A 25330-nucleotide genomic window follows, 5' to 3' on the forward strand; every position below is an offset into this window, starting at 1 on the left:
GGTGTGAAAAGGAGAGATACACATGAAAAAGTTAGAGGATTATGTGGTAAGTATTCCGGATTATCCGGAACCGGGAATTATATTCAGGGATGTCACCAGTATTCTGCAGGATGCGGAAGGACTGAAGCTTGCCATTGATAGTCTGCAGGCAGAACTTGACGGTCTGGATTTTGATGTGATTGCAGGAACCGAGTCCAGAGGATTTATCTTTGGTATGCCGATTGCATATAATCTCCATAAACCATTTGTGCTGGTTCGTAAAAAGGGAAAACTTCCAAGAGAGACCGTATCTGCAAGTTACGATCTGGAGTACGGAAGTGCAGAGATTGAAATGCATAAAGATTCCATCAAACCGGGACAGAAAGTAGTACTGATTGATGATCTGATTGCAACCGGAGGTACCATTGAAGCAGCTGCAAAGTTGGTGGAATCTCTCGGAGGTGAAGTGGTCAGAATTATTTTCCTGATGGAACTTGCTGGTCTGAAGGGAAGAGAAAAACTGAAAAACTACGATGTAAGAAGTGTTATCCGTTACGAGGGTAACTAATATCGTTACGAGCAGAGACAGAGATTAGATAGAAAAGCGGTGATTGGTATATGACGGAAGAACAGGCACGGGAAGTCCAGGAGGACGACAGAAGTATCAAGAAGATGGAAGATTTTACAAGCCCTGATGAACTTTATCAGGAGCTGGTAAAGAGTGTGATGAGATACCATCCTTCTACGGATCTTTCCATGATTGAAAAAGCATATCAGGTGGCTAAGGCCGCGCATAAGGATCAGGTCCGTAAATCCGGAGAACCATATATCATTCATCCGTTGTGTGTAGGTATTATTCTGGCAGATCTGGAGCTTGATAAGGAAAGTATTGCGGCAGGTCTTCTGCATGATGTAGTGGAAGATACGCCGATGACGACCGAGGATGTGGCAGCAGAATTCGGAGATGAGGTAGCGCTTCTGGTAGACGGTGTTACCAAGCTGGGCCAGTTGAGTTATTCTGCGGACAAGGTAGATGAGCAGGCGGAGAATCTTCGAAAAATGTTCCTGGCCATGGCGAAGGATATCCGTGTTATCCTGATCAAACTTGCTGACCGACTGCATAATATGCGGACTCTGAAATACATGCGTCCGGAGAAACAGAAGGAAAAAGCACGTGAGACCATGGATATCTATGCGCCGATCGCACAGCGTCTTGGTATTTCCAAGGTGAAGATCGAACTGGATGACCTTGCATTGAAATATCTTCAGCCGGAGGTCTACTATGATCTGGTAGCACAGATTGCTGATAAGAAAAGTGTCCGGGAAAAATATGTGAAATCCATTGTAGCGGAAGTAAAACAGCACATGGAAAATGCGCATATCGAAGCAGATGTACAGGGACGTGTGAAACATTTCTTCAGTATTTATAAGAAGATGGTTAATCAGGATAAGACACTGGATCAGATCTATGACCTGTTTGCAGTGCGTATTCTTGTGGATTCCGTGAAAGACTGTTATGCTGCACTTGGCGTTATTCATGAAATGTATAAACCGATACCAGGTCGTTTTAAAGATTATATTGCCATGCCGAAAGCCAATATGTACCAGTCTCTTCATACGACATTGATTGGTCCTAAGGGTCAGCCCTTTGAGATTCAGATTCGTACGTATGAGATGCACAGAACAGCAGAGTATGGTATCGCTGCTCACTGGAAATATAAGGAGAGCGGCGGAAGTAATGAGCAGAATATCGAAGGAAAGAACAGTGCAGAAGCGAAGCTTACATGGTTAAGACAGATTCTTGAGTGGCAGCGGGATATGTCCGATAACCGGGAGTTTATGAGTCTCTTAAAGAGTGACCTTGACCTGTTCTCTGAGAGTGTATACTGCTTTACACCCGGCGGTGATGTAAAGACATTGCCGAACGGTTCCAATACGATTGATTTTGCCTACAGCATTCACAGTGCAGTAGGAAATAAAATGATCGGAGCCAGAGTCAATGGAAAACTGGTGCCTATTGAATATGTAATTAAAAATGGTGACCGAATTGAGATCATTACATCTCAGAACTCCAGAGGTCCCAGCCGCGACTGGCTGAATACGGTTAAGAGTACCCAGGCGAAGAACAAGATCAATCAGTGGTTCAAGACAGAATTCAAAGAGGGAAATATTGTCAAAGGTAAGGAACTGATTGCCCAGTACTGCAAGATGAAGGGAATTCCACAGGCGCAGGTAGTGCGTTCGGAATATCAGGAAGGTGTTTTGCGGAAATACGGATTCCGGGACTGGGATTCTGTATTGGCAGCTGTCGGACACGGCGGTCTCAAAGAGGGCCAGGTTGTCAACAAGATGCTGGAGCAGTATGAAAAAGCCAAGAAGAAAGCTGTCACGGACGCTAAAATCATGGAGAGCGTCAGCGAAGCAAAAGAGCAGAAGATCAAGATCAGTAAGTCAAAGAGTGGTATTGTCGTTAAAGGTATTGATGATGTGGCCGTCCGTTTTTCCAAGTGCTGCAATCCGGTGCCGGGAGACGAGATTGTTGGTTTTGTTACTCGTGGACGCGGCGTGACCATTCACAGAACAGACTGTGTCAATATGCTGCATCTGGCAGAATCAGAGCGTGAACGTCTGATTGATGCGGAATGGCAGTCCGGCCTGAAAGCACCTGCAGGTGAAAAATATACGACGGAGATCAAGATCTACGGAAACAACCGTACCGGTCTTCTGGTGGATATTTCCAGAACTCTCACGGAGCGTAATATTGATGTGACGGCCATGAATGTCCGCACCAGCAAGCAGGGTACGGCGACGATTACCATCAGTTTTGATATTTCCAGCGTGGAAGAACTGAACCGGATCATCGACAAGCTGCGTCAGATTGAGAGCGTTCTGGATATCGAGCGTTCCGCCAGCTAAGGAGGATTTTTTATGTCGAGAGTACGTGTTTCCAGCGTTACAGTAGGACAGCTTGCAGTCAACTGTTGGTTTCTGATCAATGAAGATACAAAAGAAGCGCTGGTATTTGATCCAGGGGATCAGGCGGATAAAATTGTTCAGTATGCATCTGAGCAGGGCGTCAAGATTACAGCGGCACTCCTGACCCATGGACATATTGATCACATGGGTGGTGCGGATGCCCTTCGAAACCTGACAGGTGCAAAAGTATATGCACTTCGGGAGGAAGAAGACCTTCTTCTGGATGCCAAGCAGAATCTGTCGGTCTACATTGCCAGAAAAGTGGTGACGTTTGCACCGGATGAGTTCGTGCATGACGGACAGGAACTGGAACTTGCAGGGGTGAAGCTGGAAGTCTTCCACACACCGGGACATACGCCGGGCGGCGCATCTTACTACTGTGCGGAAGCAGGCTGTGTATTTTCCGGAGACACCCTGTTTCAGGGCTCTGTGGGAAGAACCGATTTTCCGGGTGGCAGCATGTCAGCCATTGTCCGTTCTGTGAAAGAGAAACTGTTTCTCCTGCCGGATGACACAAGAGTCTGCCCCGGACATGGGGATGAGACCAGTATCGGGTATGAGAAAAAATATAATCCGTTTGTTTAAGCGTGAAGGGGCCACTGTTTCATAGATAGGTAATCATCTGTGAGACGGTGGCTTTTTTATGCGTGGGGAAGTGCAATTCCCAGGTGGTTTATCAAGTCTTCGGGCAGAGATTGAATTTATTCTTTCATATGCCCAGATAGTGGAAAAGGAAAATTAGAAGAAAATTGAAACAGCTTAGTAAATTTCTAATTTTTCAGCAGCAAGATCACATGCTGTTTTTACCTTTTCATACATCAGCTGTATAGAAGTCAGTTCATCACATCCAGGATATGGGCGTACTTCAAGAGAAATTTTTGCCCTTTGTGTTCCAGGAGTTCGCGGGATATATCCACATTCAAACAGTTGTACAAACTGATCAGTTAATTCTTTCAGGTCAAAAGTGCCGCCATGCACTCCGATAGGTGGATGTGTATGGCCATAAAAATTGCTGTTTGGATCTAATACAGCATCACCAAGATGTACATGGATTAGTCCTGCACGTTGAGTTTCTTTGATTGCTGTTTCTAATGATTCTTCCATCAAGGGTAGATGTGCAGTATCAATCATCAAATGTGCATTGGCAGCTCCATTTTTTTGGGCCTCTAACATAAAATCAGCGCAGTCCTTAAATGGTCCAAGAATCAGTTTTTTGAAACGATGTCTTTCGATTGGTTCGATTGTAATTTCCATATGATAAGTACGACATAATTCAGCTAGTTCCAGAAAATACTCCATAAAACGTTTCAATAATTCGGGACGCTTTTTAATGCCCTTGTCTGGACATGCAGCAAATACAATAATAGGAGATTCTGCCTCTGCTGCATAACAAATATGTTTTTTTGCAAGGTTTAAAGCGTTTTTTCGATATTCTGGATTTTCACTACATGGATTAAATTCACCATCTATCTGAAATATTCCAGGAGCATTGTAATGGAGTTTGATTTCATTTTTTTGCATACTTTGAATGCACAATTTTCTCATGCTTTCATCTTCTGGAAGAAATGTTTCAAAACTTTCATATGGTGTATTGTGGCAGCATGTCTGAATTGCTGCAAAATGTTGATAAGGATCTTCAAATGATTTTGGAAATAACATTGCAGGAGCAAATCCAAAACAAATACGAGATTGAAAATTGGTCATAATTGTATTCTCCTTTTCTAAAAAAATGGTAGCATTGCACACGTCTGACGTCAATGAATTTTAAATATTCCAGGAAGATGGCAGACAAATAAGGTTGCCACCGGGAGATATTTGAGTTACACTTTTTTCATAAGAGCGAAAAATGAGAGGATAGAACGATAGATGATAGAAGTAATTGTAAATAGGCCAAGCTTTGAATATGATATTCATTCCCTGGTGAAAGCTTTCTTTCCACGGGAGGACGTGCAAGTCAGAGTACAGGATACATTTACGGATGATACCAAGATCCGGATGACAGTGCATTTCACGGACGACCAGGTGTCATTTTCCGTGACAGAAGACGGATGTCTGAAAGAAAATGGCGAGCAGGCCATTGACTACAGTGACCGGAAAGAAACAAAAAATCATCTGAAGCGTCTGATCTACCGGAAACTTTCAAATTATACAGGACAGGAGCTTCCCTGGGGAACGCTGACCGGTATCCGCCCTACTAAGATTGCCATGGGACTTCTGGAGCAGGGCAAACGCAATGTGGAAATTGCGGAATATATGAGAAATACGTACTTAGCCAGCAAAGAAAAAGTGGCTTTAAGTGTTATGATTGCCAACAGGGAACAGTATGTCTTAAGAAATATTGACTACAAGGACGGTTACAGTCTGTATGTGGGAATTCCTTTCTGTCCGAGTATCTGCCTGTATTGCTCTTTCTCATCTTATCCATTGGAACGGTGGCGGAAACGGGTAGATGAGTATCTGGATGCATTATGCAAGGAACTGGACTATTTATCCAGCCGGTTCCGCTATAAAAAATTAAATACAGTTTATATTGGCGGCGGAACACCGACCACACTGGAGCCTTATCAGCTGGATCGTCTGTTGACGAAGATTCAGAGTTGCTTTGATACAGAACATCTGCAGGAATTTACTGTAGAGGCAGGCCGTCCGGACAGCATTACCAGAGAAAAATTACAGGTACTTCTTGATCACGGTATTGATCGGATTTCCATTAATCCCCAGACCATGAATCAGAAGACGCTGGACATTATTGGCAGAAGACATACGGTGGTGCAGGTGCAGGAAGCATTTGCGCTGGCCCGAGAGATGGGATTTTCTCATATTAATATGGATCTCATCGTAGGACTTCCGAGCGAGACGTATGAGGATGTGGAACGGACCATGCAGGAAGTACAGAGGATGGCGCCGGACAGTGTGACGGTTCATTCTCTTGCCATCAAGCGAGCAGCAAGGCTTAGTCTTTTCAAAGATAAATATGAAGAGATGGGTCTGGAAAATAACATGCAGATCATGGATATGACCGCCAGATACTGTGCCGAGATGGAATTATCCCCCTATTATCTCTACCGTCAGAAAAATATGGCAGGTAATTTTGAAAATGTTGGTTATGCGAAAGTAGATAAGGCAGGCATCTACAACATTCTGATTATGGAAGAAAAACAGACTATTCTGGCAGCAGGTGCGGGGGCATCTACGAAAGTAGTCCTTCCATCAGATCAGCCGGAAGTCATGGAAAGCCGGATTGAACGATGCGAAAATGTAAAAGACGTCAGCCAATACATTGAGCGAATCGATGAGATGATCGAACGGAAAGAACAATTTTTCTGTAAAAATGGAATTTAAAAGAAAAGGGACTGTTGCAGAATAGATGGTGTCATCTATTCTATGACAGGCCTTTTTTCGGTTCTGACAGTCAGTTTATGTTCTGCTGGGCAGATAAAAGCGAAAATTTCTATTCTGCCCGATGAATCAATCATAGTATCTGAAACTCTATATAAATAGCATATTCTAGTGTTCGATTTGGATATATAAAGGAAGTGCAGTATTCTCTACCCACGAAAGTACTAATATTTGGGCAGTCGAAAAGCATGATAGTCTATATGTACAAATGCTCTTTGTATATGGCTGTTAAAATGAATTTTCAAGATTTCTGATATCTTCTTTGGGTATTAAACAATCAGGTCCATTTGTAATAGACTTAATTGACAAGAATGTGAAATAGTTCGGGTGTAATAATACAAAAAATAAAAATGAGGAAAAGAAAATTTTGCTGGAATAAGGCTCGATGACAGTCGGATACGTTCTTGACAGTGGCAAAACCGAAACGTATAATAGTCGGTAGGTGTGAGAAAAATCAGCAAAATACAGCTGTTTTCACAATACGTAATACAGAGAGGAACAAGATTTATGCCTTTAAAGAAGAAACCGGTTACCGGTATGAAAGACATTCTGCCCGCAGAGATGCAGGTCAGAGATTATGTTACCGGACTGATTAAAGAAACCTATAAAAGTTTTGGATTTTCTCCGATTGAGACTCCGTGTGTGGAGCATATCGAGAACCTGTGCAGCAAACAGGGCGGAGACAACGAGAAGCTGATCTTCAAGATCATGAAGAGAGGCGAGAAACTGAATCTGGAGACTGCCCAGAGTGAGGCAGATCTGACCGACAGCGGACTTCGGTATGACCTGACGGTGCCGCTTTCCAGATTTTATTCCAACAATGCCAACGATCTGCCGACTCCGTTTAAAGCTCTGCAGATGGGCAGCGTATGGAGAGCTGACCGTCCCCAGAGAGGACGTTTCCGTCAGTTCGTTCAGTGTGATATCGATATCCTTGGTGAGCCGACCTGCCTGGCAGAGATCGAGCTGATCCTGGCTACCACCACACTGCTTGGAAAACTGAATTTTAAAGATTTCAAAGTACGCATCAATGAGCGCCGTATCTTAAAAGCAATGGCATCCTACAGTGGATTTACTGAGGATCAGTACGATCAGGTATTCATCATCCTTGACAAGATGGATAAGATCGGCTGGGATGGCGTGAAAGCAGAACTTATTGAGTCCGGCTATCCAGAAGCAAACGTAGAGAAATATGTCACCATGTTCGATGAGATGGAGAAGGCAGAAGATGCACTTGCGTACCTGTCAGAGAAGCTTTCCGGCGTTCTGGAAGAGGATGTGATTGAGAATCTCCGTACCATCCGCACCAGTGTAGAGGCAACCGCTGCTTCCAAGTTCCAGCTGGTATTTGACCCGACTCTGGTACGTGGCATGTCCTACTACACCGGAACCATCTTTGAGATCGAGATGGCAGAGTTTGGAAGCTCCGTAGCAGGCGGCGGCCGCTATGACAAGATGATCGGAAAATTCACCGGAAAGGATACTCCGGCCTGCGGTTTCTCTATTGGATTTGAGAGAATTATCACGATTCTTATGGAGCAGAATTTCCAGGTACCGGGTACCTCTGGAAAGAAAGCATTCCTGATCGAGAAAAATATGCCTGCGGAGAAACTCTGTGAGGTATTAAAAGAGGCAAAGGCAGAGCGTGAAGCAGGTGCTCAGGTACTTGTAGCTCTGATGAATAAGAATAAAAAATTCCAGAAGGAACAGCTTTCCAAAGAAGGCTACACGGAATTCAAGGAATTTTTCTGCAGATAATCTGCAGCGAGGAAGAGAGAGGTAAAAAACATGCAGGGAAGAACCCATAACTGCGGAGAACTGCGGCTTGAGAATGCCGGACAGGAAGTACGTCTGGTAGGCTGGTACGAGAACATCCGTAAAGTAAGTAAGAATTTAGGATTCCTCATTTTAAGAGATTTCTACGGAACGACTCAGATCGTAGTAGAGACTGAGGAGATCATGGATCAGCTGTCTGAGCTGAATTATGAGTCTACCATTCAGGTAGATGGTGTCGTTCGTGAGAGAAGCAGCAAGAATGCAAAGCTTCCCACCGGAGACATTGAAGTAGTGCCGACGAAGATTGAAGTGCTGGGTAAATGCCGTTACAACGAACTGCCCTTCCAGATCAACCATTCCAAAGAGGCTGACGAGAATATTCGTCTGAAATATCGTTATCTGGATCTCCGCAATCCGGAGGTAAAAGGCAAAATCGTTCTGAGAAGCAAGATTGTAGCTGACCTTCGTCAGAGTATGACTGCTCATGATTTCATGGAGATCACCACCCCGATCCTGACCTGTTCTTCTCCGGAGGGAGCAAGAGATTATCTGGTACCCTCCAGAAATCATCCGGGCAAGTTCTATGCACTGCCCCAGGCTCCACAGCAGTTCAAACAGCTTCTGATGGCTTCCGGATTTGACCGTTATTTCCAGATTGCTCCGTGTTTCCGTGATGAGGATGCCAGAGCAGACCGTTCTCCGGGAGAGTTCTATCAGCTGGATATGGAGATGGCATTCGCAAGCCAGGAGGACGTATTTGCGGTCCTTGAGGATGTATTGCCGCCGATCTTCTCCAAATATGGCATTTACAAAGAAGCTTCCAAACCGCCATTCAAGAGAATTCCGTATCTGGAAGCAATGGATAAATACGGTTCCGATAAACCGGACCTTCGTATCAGCCTGTTAGTGCAGGATGCAACCGAGGTACTGGCTGACTGTGGATTCGGACCTTTTGAAGGAAAGACGGTAAAAGCAATCATAGCTCCTGAGTTCAAGGGTACGAGAAAAGTCATTGATAAACTGTGTGCAGATGTAGAAGTACAGAGCGGACAGAAAGCATACTGGTTCCGACTGGATGAAAAGATGGAACTGGTAGGCGGCATCTCCAAGTTCCTGCAGGATAAGAAAGATGCAGTAGTAGCAGCTCTCGGACTGAAGGCAGGAGATTTCGTAGGTCTGACTGCAGGCGACTTAAAGACTGCTCAGAAGACCGCCGGCGTGCTCAGAAAGATGCTGGGTGCATCTTCCGATGCTTACATGAAGAAGGACTGCTATGAGTTCTGCTGGATCGTAGACTTCCCGATGTACGAGATCGGTGAGGAGTCCGGCGAGCTGGAGTTCTGTCATAATCCGTTCTCTATGCCGCAGGGTGGACTTGACGCTCTGGAAAACCAGAATCCGCTGGACATTCTGGCATATCAGTATGACCTAGTATGTAACGGTGTTGAGCTTTCTTCCGGTGCTGTTCGTAACCACGATCCGGAGATCATGGTCAAAGCATTCAACATCGTCGGTCTTGGCGAGGAGGATGTGAAAGCAAAATTCCCGGCTATGTACAATGCATTCTGTTACGGAGCACCGCCCCACGCTGGTATCGCTCCGGGTGTAGACCGTATGGTGATGCTCATTGCAGGAGAGGAAAGTATCCGTGAGATCATTCCGTTCCCGATGAACAAGAATGCACAGGATGTTATGATGGGAGCACCGGCAGAAGTTGAGGAAAGACAGCTTCGCGACGTGCATATCCAGATTGTCAAAGAAGAAAAAGAAAAAACAGAAGAGTAATCCTAAAAAATCCGCAGAACCGGACATCCGGGGCTGCGGATTTTTATTGTGTTCCTACTTGTTGTAACGTATAATAAAACTATCGTAATGACATAAATTGGGGGAGGATACAAAAGGTGATTAAATGTCAGAACTGTGGCGCTGATATCGAAGAACTGGTGCCGCGCTGCCCCTACTGCGGGGCCATGAATGAACCGGGTGCAGAGCATAAATACATGCAGGATTTATATAAACTGAAGGATGACCTTGAGGATCTGGGGGATATGCCTCAGGAGGAGATTTCTGACGAAGTAAAAATCCATGCAAAATTTACCGGAAAAGCATTTGGGTTGATTGTACTGATTGTGCTGTTGTTGGTGGGAATTTTCCTTTTCTTACGGTTTTCAGGGGATCTGATCTGGAAAGCACATGAGGTGATTACCCATACGAGATCTGCGGATGCGAGGGAACAGATGCAGTGGGAACGGAAACATTTCCCGCAGCTGGATGCCTGGTATGAAGAAGAAAATTATGAGGCAATTCAGAATTTCTTCAATGAAACGGATGAGGCGGCAGATGGAATTCAGTACAATTATTCCAACTGGGAACACTGGGGACTTATGGCCTTTTACGATCCATGGAGAGAGTGCATGGACCTGTGGAACCGGGTGAAAAATGGAGGAGAGACCTATTCCTATGAGTTCCAGAGTGCCCTTTATGATGCATTGACCATGAGCTATGACCGGGCACTTTTTCCGCTGAAGGACGAGAAGGATTGTGAGCAGGCAGATGCCTGGATCGCAGATGCGGATGCATTTGTAAAAGAGGTATATGACATGGATGAGCAGGAAATTCAGGATCTGAAAGCAAAAGCAGAGAAAGACGGATTTCTGAATTATAAAGTAATCTATCAGTACGTGGAGGAAAATAAGAGTGAAATGTAATTACTGTGGGGCGGATTTGACGATGGAAGATGAGGTATGTCCTTTTTGTCATAATCCGAATCCGTATTATGTAAAGCACCGGGAAGACATGCACCGGTATGAGCAGGATTATCAGGAGACCAAGAGTGACGTCTATGAGACAGCGGGAAAGACCAGCCGGAAAGCGACACAGATTGCGATTCTGGCAGTGCTGGGAGGGCTTTTCCTTGGGACAGTTGTGCTGAATACCAATATCTGGACTGTGGAGCGAATGATTCAGCGTCATAAAATCCGAAATAATATTTCCACCCATCTTGCGAAGCTTGACCAGTATCTTGCGGAAGAGGACTGGGCTTCCTTCACCGATTATATCGACATGAATCAGCTGTATTATTCCGGCATCGATGAACTGGAAGATTATCGGTATTTCCGACAGCTGGCAGACGATTATAATTACATTTATGAATCCTGCATGCATCTGGTGGATTATGAAAACCTGGATGAAGATGAATATTATTACTATACACCGGATTATTCCCTGGAACAGATTGCAGACAGCCTGAAACATATGTATGACTTTGTGAAAAAAGATGAATATTCCACCTATTATGAAGTTTATCAGGCCCATCGGGACTGGTGTGATCCTATCCTTACAGAGGCGGAGGAATTAGTACAGGCTTATGCAGGTGTAGACAGTGAAGTGATCGAGTCCGGACAGATCCGTGAGATGTCCAGGACTAAGCTGGTGGTACTACTGGAAAGGAGCTATAACAAGGATGAATCGTAAACTATTTCGGGTGATTACCGTAGTACTGGCGGTGCTGATTGTAGGACAGCTTCTGAATCTGGCACTTCAGATTCATAGCGATGTATATCATTACAGTTATGATGAAGATACCTTCCTCTATACGATCCAGGATGGCAGGTATTCAGAACTGCCGGAGAAGAAGCGCAGGAATGAGATGGAACACGTAAAAGCAGATGCGCAGCTTCAGGAGTGCTATGCAGTGGCAGATTATTATGAGGCGGCATCTATATACTATATGTACCTGCAGAATGGTGATGCGGAAAAGAGCCGGAAAGCACAGGCCGATATGAAAACTGCACAGTCCGCCATGGGTGAGCTGGAATATTGTGCGGCAGAGATTGATTCTTATTTTGTAAACTATTTTAATCATTAATAAAATCAGGAGGGTTGCAATGATGAAGGGTTTAGTAATCTGGAAGGATGGACATGCAAGTCTGGAGGAAATGAAGAAGCCGGAAATTAGTGAATACCAGGCACTGGTCCGGGTGACAGCGGGAGCTTTATGTGGTACCGACAAGGAAATCATATATGATGTCCTGAAGGGATTTCACAATTATCCCACGGTGCTTGGCCATGAAGGTGTGGGCCGTGTAGAGGCAGTTGGAAGCAAAGTGAAAAATTTTGCCGTGGGCGATAAAATCGTTCTTCCATTTCTGGATGATGGAGAAGACTTCTATTCCACCTGGGGAGCTTTTGCAGAATACGCAGTTATTGGTGACGCTGAGGCTATGATGGAAGATGGACATACGGTTGGTGACGGCGTCCTGACAGAAGGCAATCTGGCACAAAAGAAAATCCCGCAGGAATTTGATGATGTGGAAGCAGCCATGATCGTGACTTATCGGGAAGTATATTCTACCATGAAACGTCTGGGATTCCGGAAAGGAAAAAGCCTGGTAATCTATGGTGCAGGACCGGTGGGCCTGGTATTTATTACTCTGGCCAAATATATGGGACTTTCTCCGATCATCAGTGTGGATCATACAGAGAAAAAACTGGAATCAGCCAGAACATGTGGTGCGGATTATACGCTGAATTTTGATCAGTGCAATGTAATGGAAGAGGTACTGAAAATCCTTCCGGACAAAGCAGATATGATTTTGGATGCAGCCGGCATTCCCTCATTGATCAATCAGAATCTGAAGCTGGTAAAGAATTTTGGTGATGTATGTGTTTACGGGGAAACTGCAAAGAGTGAGCATCTGATCAACTGGGAAGAGGCACCGTTCTGCTTCAATCTGCGCTTTGCTCAGTGGCCGTCAAAGGCAGAAGAAGCATCGGTGCATGATGAGATTATAGAGCTTATGAAGCAGGGCGTACTGAAAGGCTCCAATTATATATCTGATGTGTTTGACTTTAAAGACAGCGTAGAGGCAATTGAATATTTCAAAGCAAAGAAAAATAAAGGAAAAATTGCCATTCGTTTCTAAAACTCATCTGTCAGAATTTCAGGAAAGAAGGAAGCAGTTCCCGGCTTCCATAAAAAAATCCGTCTAAGAACAGGCGGATTTTTTTGTTGCGATGGTATTCATAACAAGTCCTCTCTTTCTCTATCCAAGATACTACAAAACCGTGGGAATAACAAGAAAATGGAGTAATATTACACAAAAATGAGAGGATGAAATTTGTACTTATGACGAAAATAACAATGAACGACAGAATTCGCTTGCATTTGTTGTGAAAAAGCTCTATGATAGATGCATAAGAACTGGAAACGTTTCCAGATAATAAACGGGAGGATTTCAATATGAAGAGAAAATTAGTAGCAATGACCATGGCATGCACATTGGCAGCTACCGCACTGACTGGATGCGGCGGTTCCTCAAACGGAGGAAGCAGCAGCGCAGCAGACACCAAGACTGACAGTGCAGCAGCTGAGAGCACTGCAGCTGAGACCACAGCATCTGATGCAGAAGGCTCTGTTTATTACCTGAACTTCAAACCGGAGCAGGATCAGCAGTGGCAGGATCTGGCAAAAGCTTACACCGAAGAGACCGGCGTACCGGTAACCGTTGTAACAGCAGCTTCCGGAAACTATGAGACAACCCTGATGAGTGAGATGGGCAAGAGCGGTGCTCCGACTCTGTTCCAGGTAAACGGACCTGTTGGACTGGCAAACTGGAAAGATTACTGCTACGATCTGGCAGGATCTGATATTTACAGCCAGCTGACCAGCGACAGCTACGCATTAAAAGAAGGCGACACCGTATACGGAATCGCATATGTAATCGAGTCCTACGGACTGATCGTAAATAAAACCTTGCTTCAGACTGCAGGCTACACCATCGACGACATTCAGTCCTTCGATGATCTGAAGAAAGTAGCAGAGGATATCACCGCAAGATCTTCTGAGCTTGGCTTCGCAGCATTTACTTCCGCTGGTATGGATGGATCTTCTGACTGGAGATTCAAGACCCATCTGGCAAACCTGCCGATCTACTTTGAGTATCAGGCAGATGGCATTGACAGTACAGATGCAATCAAAGGAACCTATCTTGATAACTACCGCAATATCTGGGATCTGTACATCAACAACAGCACCTGTGATCCGTCCGAGCTTTCTGCAAAGACCGGTGATGACTCCAGAAACGAATTCCTTGCAGGCGAGGCAGTATTCTTCCAGAATGGTTCCTGGGAGTATGGAAACCTGACAGCAGATGGAGCTCTTACAGATGATGATCTCGCTATGATCCCGATCTATATCGGAGCTGGCGATGAGGCTAATCAGGGACTGTGTACCGGTACTGAGAATTACTGGTGTGTAAACAATCAGGCAGACGAGGCTGACATTCAGGCAACTCTGGACTTCATGAACTGGTGTGTAACCTCTGATCTTGGAACCAAGACCATGGCAGAGGATATGGGATTTGTAATTCCGTTCAAGGGTGCTCAGGAATCTCAGAACCTGTTCGTAAAACAGGATACAGAGTACACTGCAGCAGGCAAGACTCCGGTATCATGGAACTTCACTACCATGCCGTCTGAAGAGTGGAAGAACGGCTTAGGCCAGGCACTTACCGCTTATGCAGCAGATGAAACTGATGCAAACTGGGACGCTGTTGTATCTGCATTCGTAGATGGATGGGCAACAGAGTATCAGCTGGCAAACGGACAGTAATTGATAGTATGATGATGAGGGGCGGGCAAGAGACTTGCCTGCCCTTTTTACGCCTTGAAAGGGGAGGGAGTGGCTTTATGGAAAAAGCAATCAAACGGTATTCGCCGGTCTTCGTATTGCCCACACTGCTGGCATTTACGATCGGATTTATCATTCCGTTTATTCAGGGACTGTACCTGTCCTTCTGTCAGTTCACGACAGTAAATAATGCAACCTTTACTGGTTTGTCAAACTATCAGAGCGCGCTGGCAGACAGTTCTTTTCTTTCATCTTTTAAATTTACCGTAATGTTTGCGGTGGCATCCATTGTACTTATCAATGTGATTGCATTTGCTCTGGCATTGCTTCTGACCAGACAGTTGAAAGGAACCAATGTGTTCCGTACTATTTTCTTTATGCCGAATCTGATCGGTGGAATCGTGCTGGGCTATATCTGGCAGATTCTGATTAACTGTATTCTGTCCATCGTAGGACAGCCGCTTCTGGCACTGAACAGTTCCGCGGGATACTGGGGACTGATTATCCTTATGTGCTGGCAGCAGATCGGTTATATGATGATCATTTATATCGCCGGTCTTCAGAATGTATCCGATGATCTCATCGAGGCAGCAGCCATCGACGGAGCGACGCCATGGGAGACCTTATGGAAGGTAAAACTTCCTATGGTTATGCCGTCTATCACGATCTGTGTATTCCTGACACTGACCAACTCCTTCAAACTCTTTGACCAGAACCTGGCGTTGACCGGTGGTGATCCGAACCACATGACGGAGATGATGGCGTTGAATATTTATCAGACGTTTTATGCAAGGGCCGGAGCCCAGTGGAAGGGACTTGGACAGTCAAAGGCAGTATTGTTCTGCCTGCTGGTCATTGTCATTTCCATGATTCAGCTGAAAGCAACGCGTTCAAGGGAGGTGCAGCAGTAAGATGGGAAAAAAGAAAAAAATTGCAGACCGCATCTGGACTGTTGTATTAACCATCCTGGCGCTTCTGTATGTATATCCGATCATTATGATCCTTTTTAACTCGCTGAAAAAAGAGACGACCATCACTACGGCAGGTGCATTTACCTTGCCGACGGCGGATGGGTTTGCAGGACTTGAAAACTATGTAAATGCCATTGCATCCAAAGGATTTTTACAGAGCCTTGGATACAGCCTTCTGATTACCCTTACATCTGTTGTGGCAATTCTCATTTGCTGCTCCATGTGTGCCTGGTATATCACAAGGGTGAAGGGTGTGATTTCCCAGGGACTTTACTTCCTGTTTGTATTTTCCATGGTTGTACCCTTCCAGATGGTTATGTTTACCCTTTCCCAGACGGCAGACCGATTGAAGCTCAATACGCCGTGGAACATCTGGGTCATCTATCTGGGATTTGGTGCAGGACTTGCGGTCTTCATGTTTGCTGGATTCATGAAATCCATTCCGTTGGAAATTGAAGAGGCAGCCATGATTGACGGCTGCAATCCGATCCAGACCTTCTTCCTGATTGTGCTTCCGATTCTGAAGCCGACCATGGTTTCTGTAGGAATTCTGGAGGCTATGTGGGTATGGAATGATTACCTCCTGCCGACGCTGGTACTGGATATTAAGAGTTATAAGACCATCCCGATGTTGATCCAGTATTTCCGTGGAAGCTACGGAAAGGTTGAGATGGGACCGATGATGGCCAGCATTATGTTAACTGTCATACCGATCGTTATTGTTTATCTGGTTGGTCAGAAACATATTATTAAAGGAGTAGCTGCAGGAGCTGTAAAAGGCTAAACAAGTACCTATGACAATCAAAGATATTGCAAAAGAATCCGGATACGCGGTGGGAACCGTATCCCGTGTACTTAACAATCATCCGGATGTGTCAGAAAAAGCACGGAAGACCATTATGGAGGTGGTGGAGAGACACCACTTCAAACTGAATAACAATGCCAAGCATCTGAAGCAGCAGGCCAGCAGCGGAATTGCCATTATTGTCAAAGGTTCCCAGAATATGCTGTTTGCTTCCATTGTGGAGCAACTGCAGGGACTGATTGAGGAAAAAGATTTTGCCTGCTTCATCTATTACATTGGTGAGGAAGAAAATGAGGTCGAACAGGCGGAAAGTGTCTGCCTGGAACGGCATCCGAAAGGGATTCTGTTTCTGGGAAGTAATCTGAAGTTCTTTCAGGAGCGGTTTGCACGAATTGACGTTCCCTGCGTTCTGGTTACCAACTCAGCGGAGCAGCTTCATTTTCGGAATCTCTCCAGTGTCAGTACGGATGATGCAAAGGGAGCCGAAGCAGCGGTGGAGTATCTGATGAACCTGGGCCATAAGAATATCGGCATCTTAGGAGGCCGTATGGAAAAATCCCATGCCGCTTACACCAGATGTGTAGGATGTGCGGATGCATTCCAGAAGCACAAAATGGCATTTGACCGGAAAAAACAGTATGAACCAGCACTCTTTTCCATGGAAGAAGGGTACCGCGCCATGAATGCACTGCTTGATCGGATGCCGGATTTGACAGCGGTATTTGCCATGGCGGATGTACTGGCTATGGGAGCAATCCGGGCAATTTGTGACAGAGGCCTGAAAGTGCCGGAAGACATTTCAGTCATAGGATTTGATGGAATTGAACTTGGAAATTATCTCACTCCCAGGCTGACCACGATTCGTCAGGACAGAGAACGGATCGCAGACAGGAGCATGGAGATTCTGCTCTCCTGCATGGACGAGGAGCAGGAGGAAGAACTGGTTGCAGTGCATGAACTGCTCCCATTTGATCTTGTGATGGGAGAAAGTGCAGTAAAGGTTTGAGCAGAATAAGGAGGAAAAAAAGATGGCAGATATTACATTTAAGCATGTAAAGAAAGTATATGATAAAGGTAATGTGGTAGTTCCGGATCTCAATCTGGAAATTAAAGATAAAGAGTTTATTGTACTGGTAGGACCGTCCGGATGTGGAAAATCTACCACGCTTCGTATGATTGCCGGTCTGGAGGAAGTATCCGATGGAGAGCTTTACATTGGCGACCGTCTGGTAAATAATGTGGCACCCAAGGACAGGGACATTGCCATGGTATTCCAGAGCTATGCTCTGTATCCGCATATGACCGTGTATAAAAATATGGCGTTTGCACTGGAATTAAGAAAAACGCCGAAGGATGAAATCGATAAAAAGGTACATGAAGCAGCAAAGATTCTTGGACTGGAAGAGTATCTGGACCGGAAACCGAAAGCACTCTCCGGTGGACAGAGACAGCGTGTGGCACTGGGACGTGCCATGGTAAGAAATCCTTCCGTATTCCTTCTCGACGAGCCGCTGTCCAACCTGGATGCGAAGCTCCGTACTGAGATGAGAAGCCAGATCGCAGCGCTTCACAAACGTCTCCAGACGACCTTTGTCTATGTTACCCATGACCAGACGGAAGCTATGACTATGGGCGACCGCATTGTGGTTATGAAAGGCGGAATTATCCAGCAGGTAGATACACCGCAGGCACTTTATAACTATCCGTGCAATAAGTTTGTAGCAGGATTTATCGGCTCTCCGCAGATGAACTTCCTGAACGCAAAAGTGGAGAAAAACGGCGATAACTATGCACTTGCTTTTGGTGAGTACCGGATTCCGGTTCAGAAGCCGGAGCTGGAAACTTACGTAGGCAAAGAAGTAATTCTTGGTATCCGGCCGGAAGATATTCATGCAGAAGAATCCTTCTTAAGCATTTCCGAGGCATCCAACATTGAGGCCAATGTAGATCTGGCAGAGATGATGGGTTCTGAGATTTATCTTTATTTGACCTGCGCCGGACAGAATCTGGTGGCAAGAGTGCCGTCCCGCACGGGCATCAAAGCAGAGGATCATGTAAAACTGGCATTGGATACGAATAAGATTCATGTATTTGATGCAGAGACAGAAGAGATCATCTGTCATTAAGAAAAATAAGGATTCAGAGGAGAAAATCATGATGAAGTCGAAATGCAGCGGAGTCCTGATGCATCTTTCTTCACTGCCTTCAGAATATGGAATTGGTACGATGGGCGTGGAAGCCAGAAAGTTTGTGGACTTTCTGGAAGCTGCCGGTCAGAGTTACTGGCAGATGCTGCCCATCTGCCCCACCAGTTACGGAGATTCCCCTTATCAGTCTTTCTCTACTTACGCAGGAAATCTGTATTTTATTGATCTTGATCTGCTGTGTGAGCAGGGACTGCTGCTCCCGGAAGAATATAAGGAGCGGGACTGGGGAAATGATCCGAAGCAGGTGGATTATGGAAAGATTTATGAGAGCCGGTATCCGGTGCTCCGAAAAGCGGCAGAACGATTTGCTGAGCAGATACCGGAAAGCTATGAGACATTCTGCCGGAATAACGCATACTGGCTTGATGACTATGCTCTGTTTATGGCGCTGAAGGAAGCGCATGACGGTAAACCATGGCAGGAATGGGAGCCGGAACTGAGAAACAGAGATAAAAACGTGCTGGATCTGGTGCTCCTGAAGTGTATGAAAAAGATACAGTTCTGGAAGATCATGCAGTATCTGTTTTTTGAGCAGTGGAAAGCCCTCAGAACTTATGCGAATGAGCATGGTGTGAAGATCATTGGAGACCTTCCCATCTATGTGTCATTGGACAGCGTAGATGTGTGGGCACATCCGGAACTGTTTCAGCTGGACGGAGATAAAGTGCCAAGAGAAGTGGCAGGATGTCCGCCGGATGGATTTTCCGCAGACGGACAGTTGTGGGGCAATCCACTCTTCGACTGGGACTATATGGAAAAAGACGGATACAGCTGGTGGGTAGCCAGAATTCAGTATCTGTGCAATGTTTACGATATGCTGCGGATTGATCATTTCCGTGGATTTGATTCCTATTTTGCTATTCCTTATGGCGATGCCAACGCCCAGAGAGGACATTGGAAACAGGGACCCGGAATGGATTTGTTTTCTACCGTGGAGCAGAAGATCGGCAAGCAGAACATTATGGCAGAAGATCTCGGCTATATGACAGATTCGGTAAAAAAATTATTGTCAGACAGCGGTTTCCCGGGCATCAAGCTGCTTCAGTTCGCATTTGACAGCCGGGATGGCGGCGGAGATATGTACCTGCCGGAAAATTACCCGGAAAACTGCGTGGCTTATACAGGAACCCATGATAATGATACATCCGTAGGCTGGGTGACTTCCGCAGAACCGGAAGATGTGAAACAAGCGTTTCGTTACCTGCATACAGACACCGCGGAAGATATCAACTGGAAGATGATGCGGGCCATCTGGGAGAGCGCTGCCGGACTTACCATTGTGCAGGCCCAGGATCTTCTGGGACTGGGAAGCTGGTCACGGATGAATACTCCATCTACAGTAGGAAAGAACTGGAAATGGAGGGCATTGAAAGGCAGTTTCACGTCGGAATTGTCGGAAAAAATCCGAAATGAGATTAAAATTTACGGAAGATGCAGGTAAATGCCATAAATTTTACATTGACTTTTGAATGAAAGGTCGTATAATTAGTCCCATCAATATAAGAACAAGCGAAAAACGATGGTGTTTTCCTGAAGAGGAAATTGCCATCGTTTTTTGTTTGTTCGGAAACGATGGAGGAGATAGCTATGAAAACACTGGGTTATTACAATGGAAAATTTGGTGAACTGGATGAGATGACAGTCCCGATGAATGACAGAGTATGCTGGTTCGGTGATGGTGTGTATGATGCAGGTCCTGCACGAAATTATAAAATTTTTGCCATTGATGAGCATATCGACCGATTCTTTAACAGTGCCAGACTTCTGGATATGAAGATGCCGGTAACCAAGCAGGAATTAAAAGATCTCCTTCAGGAAATGGTAAATAAGATGGATACGGGCAATTTGTTTGTATATTATCAGCTGACCAGAGGAACCGGAATCCGGAATCATGTATTTACAGAAGGTCCTGGAAATCTCTGGATCATGCTGAAACCGGCTGAGATTTCCGATGGAATGAAACCCATCAAACTGATCAGCACGGAAGATACCCGATTTTTCCACTGTAATATTAAAACTCTGAATCTGATCCCATCTGTTATGGCAGCCGAGAAGGCTAAGAAAGCCGGAGCAGATGAGACGGTATTCTACAGACCGGGCGGAAGGGTTACAGAATGCGCCCACAGCAACTGCCATATTATAAAAGATGGCAAGTTGATTACCGCACCGACCGATAATCTGATTCTTCCGGGTATTGCAAGAGCTCATCTGATCCGGATGTGTAAGAAACTGGAGATTCCGGTAAGTGAAACTCCATACACGCTGGATGAAATGTACAATGCAGATGAGGTTCTGGTGACCAGTTCCAGTAACCTGTGTCTCCATGCAAATGAACTGGACGGCAGACCGGTAGGCGGAAAGGCACCGGAACTTCTGGAAAAGATCCGGGCCGCACTGATCGACGAATTTACAGAGGCTACAGCAATATAAAAGCAGGACGTGGAAAGGAGTTCTTTCATCATGAAACTTATGGCAGCAGGTGATCAGGTTCTGGTAGCGGAGTTTGGTGACCGGATTGATGAGGCAGTCAATGATCAGGTACATGCGTTGGCTGCAAAAATAGAAGAACAGCAGATTCCGGGAATTGGAGAGGTGGTTCCTACCTTCCGGTCGCTTCTGATCTATTATGATTCTTATCAGCTGTCGTATCGGGAAGCTGCAGATAAAATCGAGGAACTGGCCCGGAATCTGAAGACAGAACAGAAGACGAAAAAGCGGATTTTGAAAATTCCATGCTGTTATGGGGCGCGGTTTGGTCCGGATCTGGCAGACATGGAACAGTTGACAGGGCTGGATCGGAAAGAGATGATTGACATTCACAGTTCTGTGGATTATAAAGTCTATATGCTTGGATTTCTTCCGGGATTTGCTTATCTTGGAGGACTGGATGAGAGAATTCATGTGCCGCGTCTGAAGTCGCCGAGACTGAAGATCAGCAGGGGAGCTGTAGGGATTGGCGGAAGCCAGACAGGCATTTATCCTATGGATTCACCGGGCGGCTGGCGGCTTATGGGAGAGACCCCGATTGACATGTATGACCCGAACCGGGAACAGCCAATTCTGGTACAGGCGGGAGATTATATTCGTTTTGTACCCATTACAATTATGGATTACTACGATATCCGTCGGGCAGTGCTGGACGGCAAGTATCAGATAGAAGTCACAGAGGAGTAAAGGAGGAAAGCACTATGAAGACAATGAAAGTTGTGATTCCGGGTGTGCTGACCACCGTGCAGGATCTGGGACGTTTCGGGTACCAGAAATCCGGCATGACCTGTTCCGGAGTGATGGATACGGCGGCTTATCGTAAAGCAAACTATCTGGTCGGAAATGAAGGGGGAGCAGCGGTGCTGGAGATGACCCTTTATGGCGGAAGCTGTAGATTTGAAGAGGATACGGTTATCGCGCTGACCGGTGCAGATATGCAGCCGACGGTGAATCAGAAACCAATTGCCATGAACCAGGCGGTGAAGGTACCTGCAGGCGGGGTGCTGAACCTTGGCATGGCAAAGACCGGATGCCGTACCTATCTGGCTGTGGCAGGCGGATTTGAAGTGCCGAAAGTGATGGGCAGTTATTCTACGAACCTGAAATGCGGTATCGGAGGGCATGAAGGACGTGCACTGCAGATGGGAGACGAACTTCCCATTGGAGAAGCATTACATAGCTGGGATGAAGTGAAAGACCGGAAAGTATCGGTGCCGGATTACCCGAAGGAAGTGTTGGTATCTGTTGTGCCGGGACCACAGGAAGAATATTTTACAGAAGCAGGAATTCATCATTTTTATTCGGAAAGCTATGAAGTGACGGAGTCCTGCGACCGGATGGGGTATCGGCTGGAAGGACCGGAAGTGGAAAGTAAAAACGGAACGGATATTGTATCAGACGGTATTGTCTTTGGCTCTATTCAGATTCCATCCAGCGGAAAACCGATTATCCTGATGGCAGACCATCAGACTACCGGTGGATATGCCAAAATCGGAACTGTCACCCAGGCAGATCTTTCGAAAGTGGCCCAGTGTAAGCCGGGAGATCGGATCCGATTTCGGAAAGTGTCGGTGGAGGAAGTCCAGGAGATCAGCAGAAAAGAACGGGAAAAGGAGTGCTTTTAATGGATTATTATCATATGAAACCACAGGAGATCCGGAAGCTGATCTCAGAAGGAAAAATTACCGGACCCACGGCAGGCATGAGCGGCGGATATGCACAGGCGAATCTGGTTATTATTCCGAAAAAATATGCTTATGATTTTTTACTCTTTACCCAGAGAAATCCCAGATCCTGCCCGATTCTGGAAGTAGGAGATGTGGGAGACCGCTATCTGAAAACCATTGCTCCGGGATGTGATATTGCAAAAGAAATTCCGAAATACCGGCTCTATGAACATGGCGAGCTGAAAGGAGAATTTCAGGATGTGTCGGACCTTTGGCGAGAGGATCTGGTCAGCTTTCTGATCGGCTGCAGCTTCTCTTTTGAAGCTGATCTTCTGGAAGCAGGAGTTCCGGTCCGCCATATTGAGGAGGGCTGCAACGTTCCCATGTATAAGACCAATATCCCATGCGCACCGGCAGGTGTTTTCCATGGAAATATGGTGGTGAGCATGCGTCCGATTCCTTATGATCTGATTCCGAAAGCGGTACTGATCACCGGAGATATGCCGAAGGTTCACGGAGCACCGATTCATATCGGAGCACCGGAAGTGATCGGAATTACCGATCTGCTGCATCCTGATTTCGGTGACATGGTGACGATTCATGAAGGGGAGGTTCCCGTATTCTGGCCCTGTGGAGTGACGCCGCAAAATGTGATTATGGATTCCAAACCGGATTTTTGTATTACCCATGCACCGGGTCATATGCTGGTGACCGATGTGAAAAATATCAATTTGAAATACTGAGCAGGAAGTGAGCAGAATGAAAAAAGTAGATTTAAACTGTGATCTTGGTGAAAGCTTTGGAAATTATAAACTGGGGATGGATGAGCAGATTCTTCCGCTCATTACATCGGCAAATATTGCCTGCGGATTCCACGCATCTGATCCGGTGGTCATGAGCAGAACGGTGAAGATGGCAGCAGAGAGTGGTGTGGCAGCAGGCGCTCATCCGGGTTATCAGGATCTGGTGGGATTCGGACGAAGAAATATGAATGTTGCGCCGGCAGAAGTGACAGACATTGTTATGTATCAGATCGGTGCACTGGAAGCATTCTGCCGGGCGAATGGAATTGCCATGCAGCATGTAAAACCCCATGGAGCCATGTATAATATGGCGGAGAAGGATGATAAACTGGCAGAGGCCATCTGCAGAGGAATCAAGGCTGTGAATCCGGATCTCATTCTTCTGGGACCAGGAAGCGGCAAAATGGTAAAAGCTGCAAAGGCACTGGGGCTGAAGACTGCCGGTGAGGTATTTGCAGACCGTGCTTACATGGAAGATGGAACCTTAGTACCAAGATCTCAGGAAGGTGCCATGATTACCGATGAAGAGGAAGCGGTAGCAAGAGTACTGGAGATGGTACAAAAGGGAACGGTTACCGCGATTACCGGTAAAAAGATAGAGGTACAGGCAGATTCCATCTGTGTTCACGGCGACGGACAGAAGGCACTCCTGTTTGTTCAGAAGATCCGTTCGGAACTGGAAAAAGCAGGTGTAGTGATTGTACCGATGAAAGAAGTTATTGTGGGAGAGTCATGATGAGTAAATTAACACCGGAAGACGTAGTGCTTCGTTATTCTAAAAGAGGAATGAATATTCTGAAAAAGTATCTGAGAGATGGCTATTGCAGGACCGCAGCAGAAAAGCTTCTTCACGCAGAGCGTGGAACCGTTCTTCTGACTACCGGATTCTATGTGGCTGGTTATGCAGAAACGGATGGCCCTCTTGGCACCGTTGCCGTAGCGGAGGCCCTTAACCATCTGGGATTTCATTCGGTCGTTGTCACGGATAAATATTGCAAGGGATTTTTTGAACTGAAACAGCTGGATGTAGAGTATGTGGACATTGCGGCAGATGAGCAGGTCTATGAAGATATTCTGGATAAATATAATCCAGTGTATATGATCTCTATTGAACGCTGCGGTGAGAACGCTGAGCATGAATATGCCAATATGCGTGGTGTTAGCATTACCAGCGAGACAGCAGCAATTGACCATCTCTTTGAACTGGCACCGGAAAAACACATTCCGACCATTGGTGTGGGAGACGGTGGTAATGAGATCGGCATGGGCAATGTAAAAGATATTATTTCCGAGAAACTGGAGCTGAATCCCTGCGTAGTACCGGTGGATGACCTGATCATTGCAACCACTTCCAACTGGGGTGCTTATGCACTGACTGCATGGCTTCAGAAACTGTCCGGGGAAGAAGTACTCTTTACCTATGAAGAAGCAGAGCCTTATCTGGCAGCTACACTGGAGATTGGCAGTGTGGACGGCGTTCTTAAAGAGAAGAAGATGGGGGTGGACGGATTTGACATGACGGTGGAGAAAGAAATTCTGGATTCCCTGGCTGAAGCTATTGCATAAAAGTGCGATAGAATCGTGATTTGAGACTGCTGAACAGGCAGTCTCTTTTTTTAAACCTAAATG

23 protein-coding genes are annotated in these 25330 nt (G+C 45.9%); 22 read left to right on the plus strand and 1 reads right to left on the minus strand.

The window, feature by feature from the left end:
• Positions 1 to 22: 22 nt before the first annotated feature.
• Genes LKD36_RS11660 through LKD36_RS11670 form a run of 3 tightly spaced genes read left to right on the plus strand, consistent with a single transcriptional unit; the run spans position 23 to position 3540 of the window.
• On the plus strand, positions 23 to 547 hold the full coding sequence (locus tag LKD36_RS11660; protein WP_118770798.1) for an adenine phosphoribosyltransferase: 525 nt from the start codon (positions 23 to 25) through the stop codon (positions 545 to 547).
• 50 nt (positions 548 to 597) lie between these two features.
• The gene (locus tag LKD36_RS11665) at positions 598 to 2895 is read left to right on the plus strand and encodes a RelA/SpoT family protein (RefSeq protein ID WP_118770797.1); all 2298 of its coding nucleotides are present in this window, start codon (positions 598 to 600) and stop codon (positions 2893 to 2895) included.
• A 12-nt stretch (positions 2896 to 2907) separates the two neighbouring features.
• Entirely contained in the window at positions 2908 to 3540 is a 633-nt protein-coding gene (locus tag LKD36_RS11670; RefSeq protein WP_118770796.1) for an MBL fold metallo-hydrolase, read from the plus strand.
• A 174-nt stretch (positions 3541 to 3714) separates the two neighbouring features.
• Here the strand turns inward: LKD36_RS11670 and LKD36_RS11675 are convergent, their stop codons facing one another.
• Complete coding sequence (locus LKD36_RS11675) at positions 3715 to 4659, minus strand: TIM barrel protein (RefSeq protein ID WP_118770795.1); 945 nt, start codon at positions 4657 to 4659, stop codon at positions 3715 to 3717.
• A gap of 162 nt (positions 4660 to 4821) precedes the next feature.
• On the opposite strand from LKD36_RS11675, the gene hemZ reads away from it, so the two are divergent.
• From hemZ to LKD36_RS11770, 19 genes are all read left to right on the plus strand, one after another.
• Positions 4822 to 6297 carry a coproporphyrinogen dehydrogenase HemZ gene (hemZ, locus tag LKD36_RS11680; protein ID WP_118770794.1) on the plus strand — a complete coding sequence of 492 codons (1476 nt, stop codon included), beginning with the start codon at positions 4822 to 4824 and terminating at the stop codon, positions 6295 to 6297.
• A gap of 564 nt (positions 6298 to 6861) precedes the next feature.
• Positions 6862 to 8112 (plus strand): histidine--tRNA ligase, encoded by a 1251-nt coding sequence (hisS, locus tag LKD36_RS11685; protein ID WP_118770793.1) that lies wholly within the window; start codon positions 6862 to 6864, stop codon positions 8110 to 8112.
• 30 nt (positions 8113 to 8142) lie between these two features.
• Positions 8143 to 9915, plus strand: coding sequence for an aspartate--tRNA ligase (gene aspS / locus LKD36_RS11690; protein WP_118770792.1), 1773 nt, complete (start codon positions 8143 to 8145; stop codon positions 9913 to 9915).
• A 116-nt stretch (positions 9916 to 10031) separates the two neighbouring features.
• Entirely contained in the window at positions 10032 to 10838 is an 807-nt protein-coding gene (locus LKD36_RS11695; protein ID WP_118770791.1) for a zinc ribbon domain-containing protein, read from the plus strand.
• On the plus strand, positions 10828 to 11604 hold the full coding sequence (locus LKD36_RS11700; protein WP_118770790.1) for a hypothetical protein: 777 nt from the start codon (positions 10828 to 10830) through the stop codon (positions 11602 to 11604). Before LKD36_RS11695 ends, LKD36_RS11700 begins: the two co-directional genes overlap by 11 nt.
• The gene (locus LKD36_RS11705) at positions 11594 to 11998 is read left to right on the plus strand and encodes a hypothetical protein (RefSeq protein WP_118770789.1); all 405 of its coding nucleotides are present in this window, start codon (positions 11594 to 11596) and stop codon (positions 11996 to 11998) included. The genes LKD36_RS11700 and LKD36_RS11705 overlap by 11 nt, the downstream gene beginning before the upstream one ends.
• A gap of 19 nt (positions 11999 to 12017) precedes the next feature.
• Positions 12018 to 13055: a zinc-dependent alcohol dehydrogenase gene (locus LKD36_RS11710; RefSeq protein WP_118770788.1), complete on the plus strand. Its 1038-nt coding sequence runs from the start codon at positions 12018 to 12020 to the stop codon at positions 13053 to 13055.
• 317 nt (positions 13056 to 13372) lie between these two features.
• A complete protein-coding gene (locus tag LKD36_RS11715) occupies positions 13373 to 14743 on the plus strand; it encodes an ABC transporter substrate-binding protein (protein ID WP_308459700.1) in 1371 nt (456 codons plus the stop codon).
• A 77-nt stretch (positions 14744 to 14820) separates the two neighbouring features.
• Positions 14821 to 15672 (plus strand): carbohydrate ABC transporter permease, encoded by an 852-nt coding sequence (locus LKD36_RS11720; RefSeq protein ID WP_308459701.1) that lies wholly within the window; start codon positions 14821 to 14823, stop codon positions 15670 to 15672.
• Between the two features lies 1 nt (position 15673).
• Complete coding sequence (locus tag LKD36_RS11725; RefSeq protein WP_118770786.1) at positions 15674 to 16516, plus strand: carbohydrate ABC transporter permease; 843 nt, start codon at positions 15674 to 15676, stop codon at positions 16514 to 16516.
• A 10-nt stretch (positions 16517 to 16526) separates the two neighbouring features.
• On the plus strand, positions 16527 to 17543 hold the full coding sequence (locus LKD36_RS11730) for a LacI family DNA-binding transcriptional regulator (RefSeq protein WP_118770785.1): 1017 nt from the start codon (positions 16527 to 16529) through the stop codon (positions 17541 to 17543).
• Positions 17544 to 17565: 22 nt separating this feature from the next.
• Complete coding sequence (locus LKD36_RS11735) at positions 17566 to 18663, plus strand: ABC transporter ATP-binding protein (protein WP_118770784.1); 1098 nt, start codon at positions 17566 to 17568, stop codon at positions 18661 to 18663.
• A gap of 28 nt (positions 18664 to 18691) precedes the next feature.
• The gene (malQ, locus tag LKD36_RS11740) at positions 18692 to 20185 is read left to right on the plus strand and encodes a 4-alpha-glucanotransferase (protein WP_308459702.1); all 1494 of its coding nucleotides are present in this window, start codon (positions 18692 to 18694) and stop codon (positions 20183 to 20185) included.
• Positions 20186 to 20331: 146 nt separating this feature from the next.
• Positions 20332 to 21174 (plus strand): aminotransferase class IV, encoded by an 843-nt coding sequence (locus LKD36_RS11745; protein WP_308459703.1) that lies wholly within the window; start codon positions 20332 to 20334, stop codon positions 21172 to 21174.
• Positions 21175 to 21204: 30 nt separating this feature from the next.
• Positions 21205 to 21918 (plus strand): 5-oxoprolinase subunit PxpB, encoded by a 714-nt coding sequence (gene pxpB, locus LKD36_RS11750; protein ID WP_118770782.1) that lies wholly within the window; start codon positions 21205 to 21207, stop codon positions 21916 to 21918.
• Positions 21919 to 21932: 14 nt separating this feature from the next.
• Entirely contained in the window at positions 21933 to 22856 is a 924-nt protein-coding gene (locus LKD36_RS11755; protein ID WP_308459704.1) for a 5-oxoprolinase subunit C family protein, read from the plus strand.
• A complete protein-coding gene (locus tag LKD36_RS11760) occupies positions 22856 to 23641 on the plus strand; it encodes a putative hydro-lyase (RefSeq protein WP_308459705.1) in 786 nt (261 codons plus the stop codon). Before LKD36_RS11755 ends, LKD36_RS11760 begins: the two co-directional genes overlap by 1 nt.
• A 16-nt stretch (positions 23642 to 23657) precedes the next feature.
• Positions 23658 to 24437 carry a LamB/YcsF family protein gene (locus tag LKD36_RS11765; protein WP_308459706.1) on the plus strand — a complete coding sequence of 260 codons (780 nt, stop codon included), beginning with the start codon at positions 23658 to 23660 and terminating at the stop codon, positions 24435 to 24437.
• A complete protein-coding gene (locus tag LKD36_RS11770; protein WP_308459707.1) occupies positions 24437 to 25267 on the plus strand; it encodes a DUF4392 domain-containing protein in 831 nt (276 codons plus the stop codon). Before LKD36_RS11765 ends, LKD36_RS11770 begins: the two co-directional genes overlap by 1 nt.
• Positions 25268 to 25330 lie beyond the last annotated feature (63 nt).

The organism is Hominiventricola filiformis (assembly GCF_020686965.1).
Classification (GTDB): Bacteria; Bacillota; Clostridia; order Lachnospirales; family Lachnospiraceae; genus Hominiventricola; species Hominiventricola filiformis.